At 68.9% G+C, this 15,643-nt stretch carries 17 protein-coding genes; 5 read left to right on the forward strand and 12 right to left on the reverse strand.

Features of this window, described 5'->3' with window-relative positions; all coding sequences use genetic code 11:
• Window positions 1–325 precede the first annotated feature (325 nt).
• Window positions 326–1,600 (reverse strand): tyrosine--tRNA ligase, encoded by a 1,275-nt coding sequence (tyrS, locus tag ACIHAO_RS04865; RefSeq protein ID WP_396554811.1) that lies wholly within the window; start codon window positions 1,598–1,600, stop codon window positions 326–328.
• A 32-nt stretch (window positions 1,601–1,632) separates the two neighbouring features.
• Window positions 1,633–2,268, reverse strand: a complete 636-nt coding sequence (locus ACIHAO_RS04870) for a DNA-3-methyladenine glycosylase (RefSeq protein ID WP_396555361.1) — start codon at window positions 2,266–2,268, stop codon at window positions 1,633–1,635.
• A gap of 115 nt (window positions 2,269–2,383) precedes the next feature.
• Between ACIHAO_RS04870 and ACIHAO_RS04875 the strand changes: the two genes are divergently transcribed.
• The 3 genes from ACIHAO_RS04875 to ACIHAO_RS04885 are packed head-to-tail and all read left to right on the forward strand — an operon-like array spanning window position 2,384 to window position 4,262.
• On the forward strand, window positions 2,384–2,959 hold the full coding sequence (locus tag ACIHAO_RS04875) for an SRPBCC family protein (protein WP_396554812.1): 576 nt from the start codon (window positions 2,384–2,386) through the stop codon (window positions 2,957–2,959).
• Window positions 2,956–3,627: a DUF4166 domain-containing protein gene (locus ACIHAO_RS04880; RefSeq protein ID WP_396554813.1), complete on the forward strand. Its 672-nt coding sequence runs from the start codon at window positions 2,956–2,958 to the stop codon at window positions 3,625–3,627. Before ACIHAO_RS04875 ends, ACIHAO_RS04880 begins: the two co-directional genes overlap by 4 nt.
• The gene (locus tag ACIHAO_RS04885) at window positions 3,627–4,262 is read left to right on the forward strand and encodes a TetR/AcrR family transcriptional regulator (protein WP_396554814.1); all 636 of its coding nucleotides are present in this window, start codon (window positions 3,627–3,629) and stop codon (window positions 4,260–4,262) included. The genes ACIHAO_RS04880 and ACIHAO_RS04885 overlap by 1 nt, the downstream gene beginning before the upstream one ends.
• Here ACIHAO_RS04885 and ACIHAO_RS04890 read toward each other — a convergent pair whose 3' ends face one another.
• Window positions 4,263–5,639 (reverse strand): serine hydrolase domain-containing protein, encoded by a 1,377-nt coding sequence (locus ACIHAO_RS04890; protein ID WP_396554815.1) that lies wholly within the window; start codon window positions 5,637–5,639, stop codon window positions 4,263–4,265.
• A gap of 34 nt (window positions 5,640–5,673) precedes the next feature.
• Between ACIHAO_RS04890 and ACIHAO_RS04895 the strand changes: the two genes are divergently transcribed.
• Entirely contained in the window at window positions 5,674–6,369 is a 696-nt protein-coding gene (locus ACIHAO_RS04895; RefSeq protein WP_396555363.1) for a TetR/AcrR family transcriptional regulator, read from the forward strand.
• Between the two features lie 58 nt (window positions 6,370–6,427).
• On the opposite strand, the gene argH is transcribed toward ACIHAO_RS04895, so the two are convergent.
• The 8 genes from argH to argC are packed head-to-tail and all read right to left on the reverse strand — an operon-like array spanning window position 6,428 to window position 13,966.
• The gene (gene argH / locus ACIHAO_RS04900) at window positions 6,428–7,843 is read right to left on the reverse strand and encodes an argininosuccinate lyase (RefSeq protein ID WP_396554816.1); all 1,416 of its coding nucleotides are present in this window, start codon (window positions 7,841–7,843) and stop codon (window positions 6,428–6,430) included.
• Window positions 7,844–7,869: 26 nt separating this feature from the next.
• On the reverse strand, window positions 7,870–8,223 hold the full coding sequence (locus ACIHAO_RS04905) for an argininosuccinate synthase (RefSeq protein WP_396554817.1): 354 nt from the start codon (window positions 8,221–8,223) through the stop codon (window positions 7,870–7,872).
• The gene (locus ACIHAO_RS04910; RefSeq protein WP_034321647.1) at window positions 8,213–8,734 is read right to left on the reverse strand and encodes an arginine repressor; all 522 of its coding nucleotides are present in this window, start codon (window positions 8,732–8,734) and stop codon (window positions 8,213–8,215) included. The genes ACIHAO_RS04905 and ACIHAO_RS04910 overlap by 11 nt, the downstream gene beginning before the upstream one ends.
• On the reverse strand, window positions 8,731–9,657 hold the full coding sequence (argF, locus tag ACIHAO_RS04915) for an ornithine carbamoyltransferase (protein ID WP_396554818.1): 927 nt from the start codon (window positions 9,655–9,657) through the stop codon (window positions 8,731–8,733). The genes ACIHAO_RS04910 and argF overlap by 4 nt, the downstream gene beginning before the upstream one ends.
• A 16-nt stretch (window positions 9,658–9,673) precedes the next feature.
• Window positions 9,674–10,867, reverse strand: a complete 1,194-nt coding sequence (locus ACIHAO_RS04920; RefSeq protein WP_396554819.1) for an acetylornithine transaminase — start codon at window positions 10,865–10,867, stop codon at window positions 9,674–9,676.
• Complete coding sequence (gene argB, locus ACIHAO_RS04925; RefSeq protein WP_125789860.1) at window positions 10,864–11,784, reverse strand: acetylglutamate kinase; 921 nt, start codon at window positions 11,782–11,784, stop codon at window positions 10,864–10,866. The genes ACIHAO_RS04920 and argB overlap by 4 nt, the downstream gene beginning before the upstream one ends.
• Window positions 11,781–12,941, reverse strand: coding sequence for a bifunctional glutamate N-acetyltransferase/amino-acid acetyltransferase ArgJ (argJ, locus tag ACIHAO_RS04930; protein ID WP_396554820.1), 1,161 nt, complete (start codon window positions 12,939–12,941; stop codon window positions 11,781–11,783). The genes argB and argJ overlap by 4 nt, the downstream gene beginning before the upstream one ends.
• Window positions 12,938–13,966 carry an N-acetyl-gamma-glutamyl-phosphate reductase gene (gene argC / locus ACIHAO_RS04935; RefSeq protein WP_396554821.1) on the reverse strand — a complete coding sequence of 343 codons (1,029 nt, stop codon included), beginning with the start codon at window positions 13,964–13,966 and terminating at the stop codon, window positions 12,938–12,940. The genes argJ and argC overlap by 4 nt, the downstream gene beginning before the upstream one ends.
• Window positions 13,967–14,056: 90 nt before the next feature.
• Here argC and ACIHAO_RS04940 point away from each other — a divergent pair, with 90 nt between their 5' ends.
• Window positions 14,057–15,022, forward strand: coding sequence for a helix-turn-helix transcriptional regulator (locus ACIHAO_RS04940; protein WP_396554822.1), 966 nt, complete (start codon window positions 14,057–14,059; stop codon window positions 15,020–15,022).
• A gap of 42 nt (window positions 15,023–15,064) precedes the next feature.
• Here ACIHAO_RS04940 and ACIHAO_RS04945 read toward each other — a convergent pair whose 3' ends face one another.
• On the reverse strand, window positions 15,065–15,559 hold the full coding sequence (locus ACIHAO_RS04945) for a helix-turn-helix domain containing protein (protein WP_396554823.1): 495 nt from the start codon (window positions 15,557–15,559) through the stop codon (window positions 15,065–15,067).
• Between the last annotated feature and the right edge of the window lie 84 nt (window positions 15,560–15,643).

Here is a 15,643-nt window from a genome sequence, read left to right on the forward strand (position 1 = left end):
AAAATAATGCTCTCAAAGGAACCTCAAACGAGGTTCAAATACATAAGCTCTACTGGCTTAGTTCACTAGCACACTGTTGAGTTCTCAAGCAACACACCCCGAATCGCACCACTCACGCGGCCTTATCCGAAGCAGTCATTCCTAGCAGTTTTTGGTGAGACACCCACTCAATCACCCTGAGGTGAGAGCTTGGTTCGTGTCCCGCGGCCACCCGGTTTCCCTGGCGACTTGGAGAACTTTACATGGCCTCCAGGGGCCCGAAACAGGGGGGTACCTTAACTGCGTTTCCGCAGGTCAAGGCCCCTGTTTCGGGCCAGGGCCGCGATCAGCCCCCGACGCGGACGCCGGCGACGTTGCGCTTGCCCTTGCGGACCACGAGCCAGCGGCCGTGCAGAGCGTCGGCCGCGGACGGCTTCCACTCCTCGTCGGCGATCTTCGTGTTGTTGACGTACGCGCCGCCTTCCTTGACGGTGCGGCGCGCGGCGCCCTTGCTGTCGACGAGCCCGGCGGCGATAAGCAGGTCGACGATCGTCGACTCGCCGTTCGGGTCGATCTTGCCGTTGGGCACCTCGGCCATGGCGGCGTCGAGGGTCGGCGAGTCGAGCTCGCGCAGCTCTCCCCTGCCGAAGAGCGCCTGGCTCGCGGCGAGGACCTGCCGGGTCGCCGCTTCGCCGTGCACCAGGGTCGTGAAGTCTTCCGCGAGCTTCCGCTGCGCGGACCGCAGGTGGGGGCGCTGTTCGGTGTCCTCGGCCAGCGCCGCGATCTCCTCCTGCCCGAGGAAGGAGAACATCTTCAGGTAGCGGATGACGTCGGCGTCGGCGACGTTCAGGAAGTACTGGAACCACGCGTACGGCGAGGTCATCTCCGGGTCGAGCCAGACGCTGCCGCCGCCGGTGGACTTCCCGAACTTGCGTCCCTCGGAGTCGGTGACCAGCGGCGCGGTCAGCGCGTGGGTGTGCCCGCCGTCGGTCCGGCGGATCAGGTCGACACCGCCGACGAGGTTGCCCCACTGGTCGGAGCCGCCGATCTGCAGCTTGCAGCCGTACTCGCGGTAGAGGTGCAGGTAGTCCTGCGACTGCAGCAGCAGGTAGCTGAACTCGGTGTAGGAGATGCCGTCGGTTTCGAGGCGGCGCTTCACCGTCTCCCGGTTCAGCATCATGTTGACCGGGAAGTGCTTGCCGACGTCGCGCAGGAACTCGACCACGCTCTGCTTCGCGGTCCAGTTCAGGTTGTTCTCGATGACCGCGCCGGTCGGCGAGTCGTCGAAGTCGACGAAGCGCTCCAGCTGACCGCGGATCCGGTCGGCCCACTCGGAGACGGTGTCCACCGTGTTGAGGGTGCGTTCACCGGTGTCGCGCGGGTCGCCGATCATCCCGGTGGCGACGCCGGCCAGCACGATCGGCCGGTGTCCGGCGCGCTGGAAGCGCGAGAGCATCAGCAGCGGGACCAGGTTGCCGGCGTGCAGGCTCGGCGCGGTCGGGTCGAATCCGCAATAGAGCGTGAGGGGTCCTTGGTCGAGGTCTCGCCGCAGTGCGTCGGTGTCGGTGGATTGCGCGATCAGGCCGCGCCAGGTCAGCTCGTCAAGGATGTGCTCGCTCACGCCTGTAGATCCTCCCGCACCAGGTCAACCGACTATCGGCCGGGGGCCGCCGCCCTTCGCTTGCCGCCCCGGCGATAGGTCGAGACCGCGGGAGAGCCGTCGATCCAGAACCGCCATGGGGTGTCCATCGCCATCGCGACGCCGACGCGCGGCCCGGTGCGGATGTCCGCTTCGGGGACGCGGTCGCCGGTGAACAGCCGGACGGGTGACGCGGGGTCGGTCAGATCGACGCCGTTCTCCGGCCGGGCGATGCCGAGCACCGAGGTGAGGATGGCGGGGCCTTTGGCGAGTTCGCCGTTGCCCCGAGCGGTCGGCCTCCGCGCACGGGCGATGTCCGCACCGGACACCACTTCCCCGGCCCGCAGCAGCACGGCGCCCGGCTGCCCGTCCTCAGTGCCGACGACGTTGGCGCAGAAGTGCATCCCGTAGACGAAGTACACGTACAGATGCCCTGCCGGCCCCCACATGACCTCGTTGCGCGGGGTCTTGCCGCGATAGCAGTGCGACGCGGGATCGTCGAGGCCGCGATAGGCCTCGACCTCCACCAGGCGGACGGCGACCGTGCCGTCGGGACCGGTCGACTCGATCACCGCCCCGAGCAGGAGCGTGGACAGCTCCACCGGATCCAGCGCCAGCTCCCGCCGGGTGAACTGTCTCCCGGTCGCCACGTTCCACACGCCTCGACCTTAACCGCAGGCTCCGACAGGTTCAGTATTGAGCGATCGCTCAATACTGGTCTACAGTGCTGTTGAGCGATCGCTCAAAACTGGGGAAGGAAGCTCGATGAGCCGAAGAGCGCTGTACGTCGAAACGGTGATCCGCACGGACCTCGAAACGCTGTGGCGGTACACGCAGGAGCCGGATCTGCACGAACGGTGGGATCTTCGCTTCGCGCGGATCGAGCCGGTCGCGGGTTCACCGGGACGGTTCCACTACGCGACGAAGTTCCTGGGACTCACCATCAGCGGGACCGGGATTCACGCCGGCGAGAGCGAACGGCCCGACGGCGGGAGGACGTCGGCGTTGCGGTTCACCTCCGCGGATCCGCTGTCCCTCATCAGGTCGGGTTCGGGGTACTGGCGCTACACCCCGGCCGACGACGGCGTCCGCTTCGTCACCGGCTTCGACTACACCACCCGGTGGGGTGTCTTCGGCAGGTTCGCCGATCTGCTGTTCCGACCGCTTTTCGGGTGGATGACGGCCTGGTCGTTCGACAGGCTCAGGCTGTGGCTCGAAACCGGTGCCCCGCCGGAAGAGCTCCCCTTGCTCTCGCCCGCGGCGGGCCGCTGCCGCCGGAGCCCGCGGCCGGGCAAGGACGGCGTGGCACCTCGCGTTCTCGACACCCTGGAGCAGGCATGATCTTCCGAGAAGCACTGGGCGAGCAGTTCGCTTCACTGCATCCGCGCATGCGCGAACGACTGTCGCTGAGCACGGAGAACGGCGTCGGGATGATCGGCGTCGGCGTGATGGACGAGATTTGGCGCGGAGCCGCGTTCACCACACCGTTCCTGCGGCTGGGCGCGTCGAGGCACATCCTGTTCCCCGAACGGGGCCGCAACGTCCCCTTCACCATCGAGAACTACCCGTACGTCGATTCCCTCGGCAGGGAGACGGTCTCGTTCGTCCGCACCTTCGAACTCCCCGGGAGGCGGCGGCGGTTCGACGCGCAGATGATCTACAGCGCCGAGCGCGGGACGATCGTCGACTACTTGGGCACACATCAGCACATCGCCGTCGATCTCGACCTGACGGTGCGGCCGGACGGTGGCTTCCACTTCCGTTCGGAGGAGTTCCGGCTCTGTGAAGGCCCGCTTCGGTGCGTGGTGCCGCGATCCGTCGTCGGAGTGACTGAGGTCGATGAGTGGTTCGACGAGGAGAGCGGCCTGTTCCGGATCGAGATCCAGGTGACGAACCGGCGGTTCGGCCCGCTGTTCGGCTACCGGGGCGCGTTCGAGGCGCGGTTCGTCGACCTGCGGGCGGGGGTGAGCGGGGCGGTGAAGCCGTTGCGTGAGAAAGTCCTGGACTGATGAACGGGCGCAGCACGAAACAGCGGTTGATCGACGGCGCGCTGGAGACGATCCGCACCAGCGGGATCACCGCGGTTTCGGCCAGGACCGTCGCCGCGGCGGCCGGCACCAATCAAGCCCTCATCTTCTACCACTTCGGCAGTGTCGAGGAGTTGCTCGCGCAGGCCTGCGTGACGGCGACCGAAAGCCGCGTCTCCCATTACCGCGATCGGTTCGCCGGAGTGAGCACGCTGGGCGAACTTCTGGAACTGGGCCGGAGGATCCACGCGGAGGAACGGGCCGAGGGGAACATGGCGGTCCTCGCCCAGACGCTCGCCGGCGCCCAGGCAGGCGGACGGCTGGCCGAGGCGACCCGGCAGGCGCTCGACAAATGGGTTCGCGAAGTCCAGGGCGCGCTCGACCGCGTCCTGACCGGTTCACCGGTACTCGAACTGGCGGAGACCGAGGGGCTCGCCCACGCGGTCTCCGCCGGTTTCCTCGGCCTGACCTTGTTCGAGACGGTCAATCCGGAAGGCGCCGAACAGGCGCTGGCAGCGCTGGGGCAGCTGGCTGTCCTGGTCGACGTCCTCGAAGGACTCGGCCCGGTCGCGACCCGTGCGGTGCGCGCGAAGCTCCGAAAGACCGCGAAGAAGTAACTACATGATCTTCGGCGCCACTCGCATGCTGGTGTAGCAGCAGGCGGTGCCGTCGGGCAGTTTCGTGAACAGCACCGGCATCCAGTCGTCGCCGAACATCGAGTTCATCCCGGCGAAGACGTTTTCCGACACCGGCACCAGTTCCGCCTCGATCGGCGGAGCGATGCCTTCGAGGCCATCGGCGAATTCGTAGACGAAGTGCAGCTTCCCGTCCTTCTCGGTGACGGTGATGACGACGCCTTCACGGCGATAGGTACCCGCGAAAGGCGCGACGTCCACCGAAGGCGGCGACGGCGGCGGAGCGAAATCGTCGGGCACCCGGACCCCAGCGAGTTCACCGAGCAGTTCCCGTGACAGTCCGGTGTACAGCCGATCGGTCGTGCCGTGATTCGTGAGCAAGGCGAAGGCGAACCCCGCCTCCGGCACTACCCGCAGGTACGAGCGCTGCCCGATCGAAGACCCGTTGTGCCCGAAGCCCGCGACGCCGTCCCAGTCGTAGGTCGACAGGCCGAGGCCCCAGCCGTCGGAACCGAGCGTCCATTTGTCGGGTACCTCGACCTCGCGCCGCCGCATCGCGGTCACCGTCTCCTCGGCGAGCACGCGCGTGCCGTCGGCGGCGGTGCCGTCCAGCAGCATCCGCGCGAAGCGCACCACGTCGCCGGCCGTGGCCAGAACGCGGCCGTACGGTCCGGCGGAGCGCGGCAGGAGATCCCAGGCGGCGGTCGGCTCCGGGTCCTTCCCGAGGTGTCCCATCGCGACGCGAAAGCGCAGTGCCTCTTCGGGCAGGGTCATGGTCTCGGTGAGCCCGAGCGGGGTGACGATCCGTGCCCGCAGGGCGTCGTCCCAGCTCAGGCCGGTGAGTACTTCGGCGATCCGGCCGAGCACGTTGTACCCGACGCTGCTGTAGGACGCGGCCGTCCCCGGCGGGCAGTCGAGCGCCACTCCCCTCGCCGCTTCGACGTACTTGGCGAGGCAGTCGTCGCCGCGGCCGGTGTCTTCGATGAAGTCACAGGTGAGGCCGCCGGTGTGACTGAGCAGCTGCCGGGCGGTGATCGTCTTCGTCGCGTCCGGATCGACCGTCGCGAACTCCGGGAGCACCTCGACGACCGGCGCGTCGAGATCGAGCCGCCCTTCCTCGGCTAGCCCCATCACCAGCGAAGCCGTGTAGACCTTCGCGATCGAGCCGAGCTGGAAGACCGAGCCGGTGGTCGCCTCCACACCGGTCCCCCGATGCAGGATCCCGCTCGCGAATTCGTGGATCTCGCCGTCCTTCAGCACCGCGAGGGTCGCTCCCGGTACGCGGTGTTCGGCCCGCAGGTCGTCGAGGCGGGACTGCCAGTGGTCATGGTCGAGCGTTGTCCGTACACTGTTAGGCATACTGAACACTGTACGGAAAATGAGGGGAATGCGGATGTCGGTGTGGATGCGGCCCCCGAAACGCAAGCGCGAACAGCCGTCGCTGAGCCGGGAGCAGATCGTTTCCGCGGCGATCGAGCTTCTCGACGCCGAAGGCATCGACGCGCTGAGCATGCGAAAACTCGGAACCCGGCTCGACGTGGCCGCCGCGTCGATGTACACGCACGTGGCAGGCAAGGACGAGCTGTCCGAACTGGTCGTCGACGAGGTCTACGGCGAGGTCGCGCTCCCGGAGCCGGGTCCGTGGCGAACGGCGGCGACGAAGTTCGCGCACGACCTGCGTTCGGTGTTCCTCCGCCATCCTTGGATCGGCTCGCTGCTCGGCGAGGCCGGGGTGGCGTATCTGGGGCCGAACGTCCTGAAGCTGTCGGAAGCGGCGCTGGCTCTGTTCGAAGACGCCGGGTTCTCGCTGGACGACGCCGATCTGGCGTGGAACACGATCATGGCGTTCGTCGTCGGGAGAGCCACCAGCGAAGCCGCGTGGCTCACGACGCTCAAACGCAGCGGGCAGAGCGAGCAGGAATGGAAAGACCGTTTGTGGCCCGCGGCCGAGCAAGCGGTGCGGGACCATCCGCGGCTGAAGAAGCTCTACGCAGCACAACGAAATCAGAAACCGGGCGAGACCAACGACGACGACTTCGAGCGCGGCCTCGGCTGCGTCCTCGACGGGCTGGCGACGAGACTTCCCTGAAGCGTGTGAAGGCCCCTTCCCTCGGCTGAGCCGAGGGAAGGGGCCTTCACACGAGAGGTCAGCTCAGCCAGGCGCGGTGTTCGGCGACCCGCGCGACCAGCCGGTCCCGCTGCTCGGCGACGCGCTCCGGAGCGGTACCGCCACGTGCGTCGCGTGAACTCACCGAGCCCTCGACGGTCAGCACTTCACGCACGGCGGGCGTCAGGGCCGGGTTGATCTTCTCGAACTCTTCGTCGGTCAGTTCGTCCAGTCCGACACCGCGGGCTTCGGCGACACGGACGCTCTCCCCCGCCGCTTCATGCGCGACACGGAACGGAACCCCTTGGCGCACAAGCCATTCGGCGATGTCCGTGGCGAGGGTGAACCCCGCGGGCGCCAGTTCGGCGAGCCGGTCGGTATGGAAGGTCAGCGTCTCGAGCATGCCCGCGATCGCCGGGAACAGCAGTTCCAGCTGCTCGACGGAGTCGAAGACCGGCTCCTTGTCCTCCTGCAGGTCACGGTTGTACGCGAGCGGCTGCGCCTTGAGCGTCGCGAGCAGACCGGTCAGATTGCCGATGAGCCGCCCGGCCTTGCCGCGGGTCAGCTCGGCGACGTCCGGGTTCTTCTTCTGCGGCATGATCGAACTGCCGGTCGCCCAGGCGTCGTCGAGGGTGACGTAGCCGAATTCGGCGGTGTTCCAGATGATCACCTCTTCGGCGATCCTGGACAGGTTGACCGCGAGCATCGCGACGTCGAAGGCGAACTCGGCGACGAAGTCCCGCGAGGCGGTGCCGTCGATGGAGTTCTCGACGCTGGTGTCGAAGCCCAGTTCCGCGGCGACGGCCTCGGGGTCGAGCCCCAGCGAGGAACCCGCGAGCGCGCCGGAGCCATAGGGCGACTCGGCGGTGCGAGCGTCCCAGTCACGCAGCCGGGTGACGTCGCGCAGCAGCGACTGGCCGTGCGCGAGCAGGTGGTGCGCCAGCAGGACAGGCTGGGCGTGCTGCAGGTGCGTGCGACCGGGGAGGATCGCGTCCGGATGCCGTTTCGCCTGCGAAACGAGCGCGTCCACCACCCCGAGGGTGCCCGCGACCACTCGGCGGGCGGCGTCGCGCAGCCACATCCGGAACAGCGTCGCGACCTGGTCGTTGCGCGAACGTCCCGCCCGCAGCTTGCCGCCGAGTTCGGTGCCCGCTCGCTCCAGCAGACCGCGTTCGAGCGCGGTGTGGACGTCCTCGTCGGCGACGGTCGGGGTGAACGCGCCCGACTCGACGTCCTGCGCCAGGGTGTCCAGCGCGGCGAGCATGCCGGTCAGCTCGTCATCGGTGAGCAGTCCCGCCTTCCGCAGCACTCGCGCGTGGGCCCGCGACCCGGCGATGTCGTACGGCGCCAGCCGCCAGTCGAAATGGGTCGACGCGCTCAGCGCCGCCATCGCCTCCGCCGGCCCGCTGGCGAACCGGCCGCCCCACAGCTGCACCGGCTGCTCATTCCCGCTCACGACACTCCTCGAATTCTATGGTTACTTCAGGCGACTGACCGGTCGAAGGTAGCGCCTGTGCCGAAGTCGTACAGCGCGCGCTCGTCGCGCGCCGAGTTCACGACCGCGTTCCCGCGGTGCAGGACCAGGCGGACTTCGCCGGACACCCGCCCGGAACTGACTTTTTGCAGTTCCTCGTGCGCGGTGACCAGCGCGAACGCGCCGGGCCCCTCGTAGATTTCGCGTCCTCTGAGCCCGAAGGCGCCGACACGTCGGTTCAGCTGCTGGAAGGCCTCCAGCAGCGTCACGGTCTCCCCGTCGATGGCCACCGGCACACCTTCGTCGAAGGTGATGACCAGCTTCTCCGGGTCATCCGGGAAGGCGAACCCGTCAGGCGTCACCTTCGGTCTCCTCACCGCCGTCCACTGTGGACGACCGTCGGGCCAGCGCCATGAACCGCTCGGCCAGGTCTTTGCCGGACAACGGCTCCCTCGCGATCACCGCGACCGTGTCGTCGCCCGCGATGGAACCGACGACCTCCTCCAGCGCCGCCCTGTCGATGGCGCTGGCCAGGAACTGCGCCGCGCCCGGCGGGGTGCGCAGCACCGTCAGGTTCCCGGACGAGTCCGCCGAAACGAGCAGTTCGGCGAGCAACCGCGAAAGCCTCGACGTGCCACCCTGCACTCCGCGTACCGGGCTGCCGTCCTCCGGTATGACATACACCGGCGCGCCGGAATCGGCACCTCGGAGCTTCACCGCGCCCAACTCGTCGAGGTCCCGCGACAGCGTCGCCTGCGTGACGTCGATGCCTTCCGCCGCCAGGAGCTTCGCGAGCTCCGTCTGGCTGCGGATGGCCATCGTGGACACGAGTTCGGTGATCCGGGCCTGCCGGGTGACCCTGCTGCCGGTCATCGTCGCTTCTCGTCCATCAGCCATACGAGCAGCGCCTTCTGCGCGTGCAGCCGGTTCTCGGCCTCGTCCCAGACCGCGCTCGCCGGTCCGTCGATGACCTCGTCGGTGATCTCCCAGCCGCGGTGCGCGGGCAGGCAGTGCAGCACGATCGCCTCGTCCGCGGCGCGGCGCATCAGCGCGGCGTTGACCTGCAGTTCGCGGAACGGGCCGACGCGGTCGAGGCCGTCGTTCTCCTGGCCCATCGAGGTCCAGGTGTCGGTGACGACGACGTCCGCGCCTTCGACGGCGGCGTACGGATCGGTGAAGACCGTGGTGCTGCCGCCGGTTTCACTCGATCGGTGCTTGGCGTCGAGCATGACCTGCTGATCGGGCTGGAAGCCTTCCGGCGAGACGACTCGGACGTGCATTCCGGCCGTGGTCCCGCCCAGCAGCAGCGAATGCGCCATGTTGTTGGCGCCGTCGCCGAGGTAGACCAGGGTGAGCCCGGCGAGCTTGCCCTTGCGCTCGCGGATGGTCATCAGGTCGGTGAGCACCTGGCAAGGGTGGAACTCGTCGGTGAGCGCGTTGATCACCGGGATGCTCGCCGCCGACGCCATCGCGTCGATGCGCTTCTGGGCGAAGGTCCGCCAGACGATCGCGTCCAGGTACCGCGAAAGCACCCGCGAAGTGTCTTCGATGGTCTCTTCGCGGCCGAGCTGCATGGAGCGTCCGTCGACGATGACCGGGTTCCCGCCGAGCTGGGCGATGCCCACCTCGAAGGAGAACCTGGTCCGGGTGGAGTTCTTCTCGAAGATCGCCGCGACGGACTTGCCCTCCAGCGCGCGCGAGCTCAGCGGCTCTGCTTTCAGCTGGTCGGCGAGGTCCAGGATCTCGGCCTGTTCGGTGGGGCTGAGATCGTCGTCACGGAGGAAGTTGCGGAGCATGCGTTTGGTCTCTGTCCTAGGTGGTGGTGGAATCGAGTGCCCCGGGAAGGGCTTCGAGGAATCCCGCGGCCTCGTCGGCGCTCAGGATCAGCGGCGGTGCCAGCCGGATGGTGTCCGGGGCGATCGGGTTGACCAGGTACCCCGCGTCCTGCGCGGCCTTGGCGACCGTGGCCGAGACCGGTTCGCGCAACGCGATGCCGAGCAGCAGCCCGGCACCGCGGACCCCCGCCACCAGCGGATGGCCGAGCTCCTCGACGCGGGAGACGATGTCCTTGCCCAGAGCGGAAACGTGGTCGTTCAGGTTCTCCTTGGCGATGGTCTTGAGCACGGCGAGCCCGGCGGCGCAGCAGATCGGGTTGCCGCCGAAGGTGGTGCCGTGCTGGCCCGGCTTCATCAGCTCCCCCGCTTCGCCGACGCCGATCACCGCGCCGATCGGCAGACCGCCGCCGAGCCCCTTCGCCAGTGTGATGACGTCCGGGACGATGCCGGTGTGCTGGAAGGCGAACCACGCGCCGGTGCGGCCGATGCCGGTCTGCACCTCGTCGAGGACCAGCAAGGTCCCGGTCGCCTTGGTGATCTCCCGCGCGGCCTGGAGATAGCCGTCCGGCGCCGGGACGACACCCGCCTCCCCGAGGATCGGCTCGAGGAACACCGCCGCGGTTTCGGTGTCCACCGCGGCGCGAAGCGCGTCGACGTCACCATAGGGAACGTGGGTGACGCCCGGGACCAGCGGCGCGAACGCGTCCCGTTTCGACGGCTGACCGGTCAGCGACAAGGCGCCCATGGTGCGGCCGTGGAAGGCCCCCTCACAGGCGACGATCTTGGTCCGCCCGGTGAGCCTGCTGATCTTCAGCGCGGCCTCGTTGGCCTCCGCGCCGGAGTTGACGAACAGGACCTTCGCGTTACCGGACAGGCCTGCGACGTCCAGGAGGGTCTCGGCCAATTCGACGGCGACCGGGTTCACGTACAGGTTCGAGGTGTGCCCGAGTTTCGCGACCTGTTCGGTGACCGCGGCGACCACGGCGGGATGGGCGTGCCCCAGCGCGTTGACCGCGATCCCGCCCAGCAGGTCGACATACGGCTTGCCGTCGGCGTCCCAGACCTTCGCACCCTCACCGCGGACCAGGGTCAGCGCCGGGGTGCCGTAGTTGTCCATGAGGGACGACGTCCAGTGCTCCTGGCCGTCTACATTGGACTTGAGGGACGTCACGGAAGCTCCGTTTCGGGGAAGACCATGGTACCGATGCCACGGGAGGTGAAGACCTCCAGCAGTACCGAGTGGGCGATGCGGCCGTCGATCACGTGCGCGCGGCGGACGCCGCCGCGGATGGCGCGCACGCAGGCCTCCATCTTCGGGATCATGCCGCTGGCGAGGCCGGGAAGCAGGGTTTCGAGGCGATCCACACGGATCCGGTCGACCAGCGAACCGCGGTCCGGCCAGTTGGCGTAGAGGCCTTCGACGTCGGTGAGCACAACGAGCTTTTCCGCGCCGAGCGCGGCCGCCAGCGCACCGGCGGCGGTGTCGGCGTTGATGTTGTGCACGACGCCGTCGACATCCGGGGCCACGGTGGACACCACCGGGATCCGGCCGGCGTTGACGATGTCGAGCACCGCGTCCGGGTTGACCTCGGAAACCTCGCCGACGAGCCCGATGTCGACCGGCACACCGTCCACAGTGGCCTGTTTGCGCTCGGCGGTGAACAGCCGCGCGTCCTCGCCGGAGATCCCGACCGCGTACGGGCCGTGCGCGTTGATCAGGCCGACCAGTTCGCGGCTGACCTGGCCGGTCAGCACCATGCGGACGATGTCCATCGTCTCGGGCGTGGTGACCCGGAGGCCGCCCTTGAACTCGCCTTCGACGCCGAGCCGATTGAGCATCGCGGTGATCTGCGGGCCGCCGCCGTGCACCACCACGGGGCGCAGCCCGGCCATGCGCAGGAAGACCATGTCCTCGGCGAAGGCCTGTTTGAGGCTCTCGTCGATCATGGCGTTGCCGCCGTACTTGATCACGACGGTCGCGCCGTGGAAACGCTGCAGCCATGGCAGGGCTTCGATCAGGATCGCGGCCTTCTCGGCGGCCGTCGCGAGCCGCTCGTCCGCGGGGACGGTGGATTCGGAAGGGCTCATGACGAGTACGCGCTGTTCTCTTCGACGTACGCGTGCGAGAGGTCGGTCGTGTAGATCGTCGCTCCGCCCTCGCCGAGGCCGAGGTCGACGACGATCTTGATGTCACGCCCCGAGAGATCCGCCTCGGAGCGGTCCGCCGCGGGAGTGCCGTCGGCGAACAGGGTGACGCCGTTGATCGCGATGGCGACCTTCTCCGGGTCGATCTTCGCGGGCACCCGGCCCAGCGCCATGGCGATGCGGCCCCAGTTCGGGTCCGAACCGAACAGCGCGGTCTTGACCAGGTTGTCCTCGGCGATCGTCCGGCCGACGGCGATGGCGTCGGCCTCGCTCGCCGCGCCGGCGACCGTGACGTCGACGTACTTGGTCGCGCCTTCGGAGTCCGCGCGCAGTTGCAGCACGAGGTCGAGGCTGACCGTGGTGAGCAGTTCGGTCAGTTCGGCCTCGGTCGGTTCGACGCCGCTGGCGCCGGACGCGAGGACGAGGACCGTGTCGTTGGTGGAAGTCCCGCCGTCGACGTCGAGCCTGTCGAAGGTCACGCCGGTGGCGGCGCGCAAAGCCCTGTCCAGGACTTCGGGTGTGACGACCGCGTCGGTGGTGAGGACGGAGAGCATCGTCGCGAGATTCGGGGCGAGCATGCCCGCGCCCTTGGCGAAGCCGCCGACACTCCAGCCGCTTTCGTGTTCCGCGGCCGCCTGCTTCGGCTTGCTGTCGGTGGTCATGACCGCGGTGGCGGCATCGAGACCGGCTTCGGCGCCGGTGGCGAGCCGCCCGAAGGCGGTGTCCACGCCGGAAAGCAGCGCGTCCATCGGCAGCCGCTCACCGATCAGGCCGGTCGAGCAGACCGCGACCTCGATCGCCCCGGCTTCGAACAGTCCGGCGACCTTCTCGGCGGTCTGGTGGGTGTCCTGGAAACCGCCGGGGCCGGTGGCGGCGTTCGCGCCGCCCGAGTTGAGGACGACGGCCTTGAGCCGCTGCTGCTTGAGCACCTCTTGCGACCACAGGACGGGCGCGGCCTTGATCACGTTGCGCGTGAAAACGCCGGCCGCGACCTGCAGCGGCCCGTCGTTGACGACGAGCGCGAGGTCGAGCTTGCCCTCGGCCTTGATCCCGGCGGCGACGCCCGCGGCTCGGAATCCCTTCGGCTGGGTGACGGTCACGGAGCGACTCCTACGGTCGGTAGTCCGGTGGTTTCCGGGAGGCCCAGTGCGATGTTCATCGACTGGACGGCACCTCCGGCGGTGCCCTTGGTCAGGTTGTCGATGGCCGCGACCACGATCAGGCGCCGGGTGTCGGCGTCGACGGTGACCTGCAGCTGGACGTTGTTCGAGCCGACGACCGATGCCGAAGACGGCCACTGGCCCGCGGGCAGCAGTTGCACGAACGGCTCGGTGGCGTACGCCTTTTCATAGACCTCGCGGGCGCCGTCGGCGTCCAAGTCGGTCTTCAGCGGGGCGCTGGCGGTGGTGAGGATCCCGCGCGGCATCGGGGCCAGCACGGGGGTGAAGGAGACCTTGACCCGCTCGCCCGAGACCGCCGAGAGGTTCTGCGCGAATTCGGGGGTGTGCCGATGGGCGCCGCCGACGCCGTACGCGGTGGCCGAACCCATCACCTCCGAACCGAGGAGGTTCGGCTTGAGGCTCTTGCCCGCGCCGGAGGTCCCGGTGACGGCGACGACGTTGACCTCCGGCTCGACCAAACCCGCGGCGAGCGCCGGGGCGAGGGCGATCGAGCCGCCGGTCGGGAAGCAGCCGGGGACCGCGATGCGCTTGGTCCCGGCGAGGCGCTCTCGGGCGCCGGGGAGCTCGGGGAGCCCGTACGGCCATTGCCCGGCGTGGTCCCCGCCGTACCAGCGCTGCCAGTCGGCCGCGTCGGACAGTCGGTGGTCCGCGCCGAGGTCGATCACCAGAACGTCCGGGCCGAGCCGCGCGGCGATGGCGCCGGAGTGGCCGTGCGGGAGGGCGAGAAAGACGACGTCGTGCCCGGCCAGGGTTTCCGGCGTCGTCTCCAGCAGGACACGGTCCGCCAGCGGCGCGAGGTGCGGCTGGTGCTGGATCAGCGGCGTGCCCGCGGAACTGGCCGCGGTCAGCGCGCCGATCTGGATTTCGGGATGGGTCAGCAGCAGGCGCAGGAGTTCGCCGCCCGCGTACCCGCTGGCTCCGGCCACCGCGATCTTCACCGTCATACGCATGATTATGCACTCCCATGCAAGTTCAATCAAACAAAGTCGTGTGGCTCACCCGATACGGGCTCGTCCACGGGCATCCTTGACCGCATGACCGACACGCCCGCCCGGCTGCTCAGCCTGCTGTCACTCCTGCAAACCCCGCGTGAGTGGCCCGGCAGCGAGCTCGCGGATCGCCTGGAGGTCAGCCCGCGGACCATCCGGCGCGACATCGACCGGCTGCGTGAGCTCGGTTACCCCGTCGAGGCGAGTCGAGGCTCGGAGGGCGGCTACCGGCTGGGCGCCGGCACGGCGATGCCGCCGCTGCTGCTCGACGACGAGGAGGCCGTCGCGATCGCGGTCGGTCTCCGCGGCGCCGCCGGACAGGCGATCTCGGGTATCGAGGAGTCTTCGGTGCGGGCGCTCGCGAAACTCGAGCAGGTGCTGCCCTCGCGGCTCCGTTATCGCGTCGGCGCGCTGGGCGCCGCGACCGTGCCGCTGCCCGGCACCGGCCCGGCGGTGGACCCGGAGCACCTCACCGTCTTCGCCGGCGCGATCGCCAACACCGAGCGGACCCGGTTCACCTACCGCACCGGGGACGGGACCGAATCCCGGCGGCACGTCGAACCGCACCGGCTCGTCTCGGCAGGACGCCGCTGGTACCTGCTCGGCTACGACCTCGACCGGGACGACTGGCGGATCTTCCGCGCGGATCGCGTCTCGGAACCGCGGGCGACCGGCGGCCGGGCGACCCCGAGGCAGCCACCCGCGGAAGACGTGGCGGCCTACGTCACCGACAGGATGTACAGCCTCCTTCCCACCTACAGCGCACGCGTGACGTTGCACGCGCCGGTCAGCCAGGTCGCCTCCGCGATCGGCGAGGGTTTCGGCGACCTGGAACCGATCGACGACGAGACCTGCGTTTTCCACGCGGGCACGGACACCCTTGACTGGCTCGCGTTCCGGATCCTCGGGCTCGGCTGCGAATTCACCGTGCACGAGCCGCCGGAACTGATCGGCCACCTCCAGGAGATGGCGGCGCGCGCGAATCGCGGCACGGCGTCCACAGTGGACTGACGGCGGCCGCGAGGGCCTGCTGACCCTCGCGGCCGCCGGGATTCAGACGAGTTCACCCACCTCTCGCTGGCTCGGCGGGATCGGGAGGTACGCGCCGCGGCGCTCCGGGTCGCAACCGACCCTCGGCAGCCTGGCCCGGATCCCGCCCGGTGTCCGTTCGAACCGTCGCGCGATCTCCTCGACGCTTTCCCCGGCCAGCCAACGGCTTTCCAGTTCCGCGTCGAGCTCGTCGGACCACGGTGAGCCCTGATGCGCGGGGCGATCCGCCGATCTTCGGCGGCCGTTCCTGCCGTTGCCCCGCCCGGCGAACGCCAGCAGCGTGTCGGAAAGGACGGTCGCCAAGGCCGGTATGGCTTCGGCGTCCATGTCGAGCCTGCCTTCGGCGACAGGCTCCTCCTGCGGTCCGGCTCCGCCGACCATTACGGTCACCCAGCGGTCTTCCCCGGCCGCGCCGCCACCCTCACGGGCGGCGACCTCGATGCGATAAACGGTGTCCTGCACGCGGATCTCGGTCCGGTGCTCTTCGACGATGGTCATGCCGGGGACGCTAACGGGCGGCCCCGACAATTCCGCGGCGCGGCGAGGGGAATTCGGCCGGGGGCGGTGGATGACCGGTACTTT

Source organism: Amycolatopsis sp. NPDC052450, assembly GCF_044547565.1.
Taxonomy (GTDB): domain Bacteria; phylum Actinomycetota; class Actinomycetes; order Mycobacteriales; family Pseudonocardiaceae; genus Amycolatopsis.

Coding starts and splice junctions, on each gene's coding strand:
- ACIHAO_RS04875 (WP_396554812.1), top strand. CDS start 2,384: ATGAGCCGAAGAGCGCTGTACGTCGAAACGGTGATCCGCACGGACCTC.
- ACIHAO_RS04880 (WP_396554813.1), top strand. CDS start 2,956: ATGATCTTCCGAGAAGCACTGGGCGAGCAGTTCGCTTCACTGCATCCG.
- ACIHAO_RS04885 (WP_396554814.1), top strand. CDS start 3,627: ATGAACGGGCGCAGCACGAAACAGCGGTTGATCGACGGCGCGCTGGAG.
- ACIHAO_RS04890 (WP_396554815.1), bottom strand. CDS start 5,639: ATGCCTAACAGTGTACGGACAACGCTCGACCATGACCACTGGCAGTCC.
- ACIHAO_RS04895 (WP_396555363.1), top strand. CDS start 5,674: ATGTCGGTGTGGATGCGGCCCCCGAAACGCAAGCGCGAACAGCCGTCG.
- ACIHAO_RS04910 (WP_034321647.1), bottom strand. CDS start 8,734: ATGACCGGCAGCAGGGTCACCCGGCAGGCCCGGATCACCGAACTCGTG.
- argF (WP_396554818.1), bottom strand. CDS start 9,657: ATGCTCCGCAACTTCCTCCGTGACGACGATCTCAGCCCCACCGAACAG.
- argB (WP_125789860.1), bottom strand. CDS start 11,784: ATGAGCCCTTCCGAATCCACCGTCCCCGCGGACGAGCGGCTCGCGACG.
- argC (WP_396554821.1), bottom strand. CDS start 13,966: ATGACGGTGAAGATCGCGGTGGCCGGAGCCAGCGGGTACGCGGGCGGC.
- ACIHAO_RS04940 (WP_396554822.1), top strand. CDS start 14,057: ATGACCGACACGCCCGCCCGGCTGCTCAGCCTGCTGTCACTCCTGCAA.
- ACIHAO_RS04945 (WP_396554823.1), bottom strand. CDS start 15,559: ATGACCATCGTCGAAGAGCACCGGACCGAGATCCGCGTGCAGGACACC.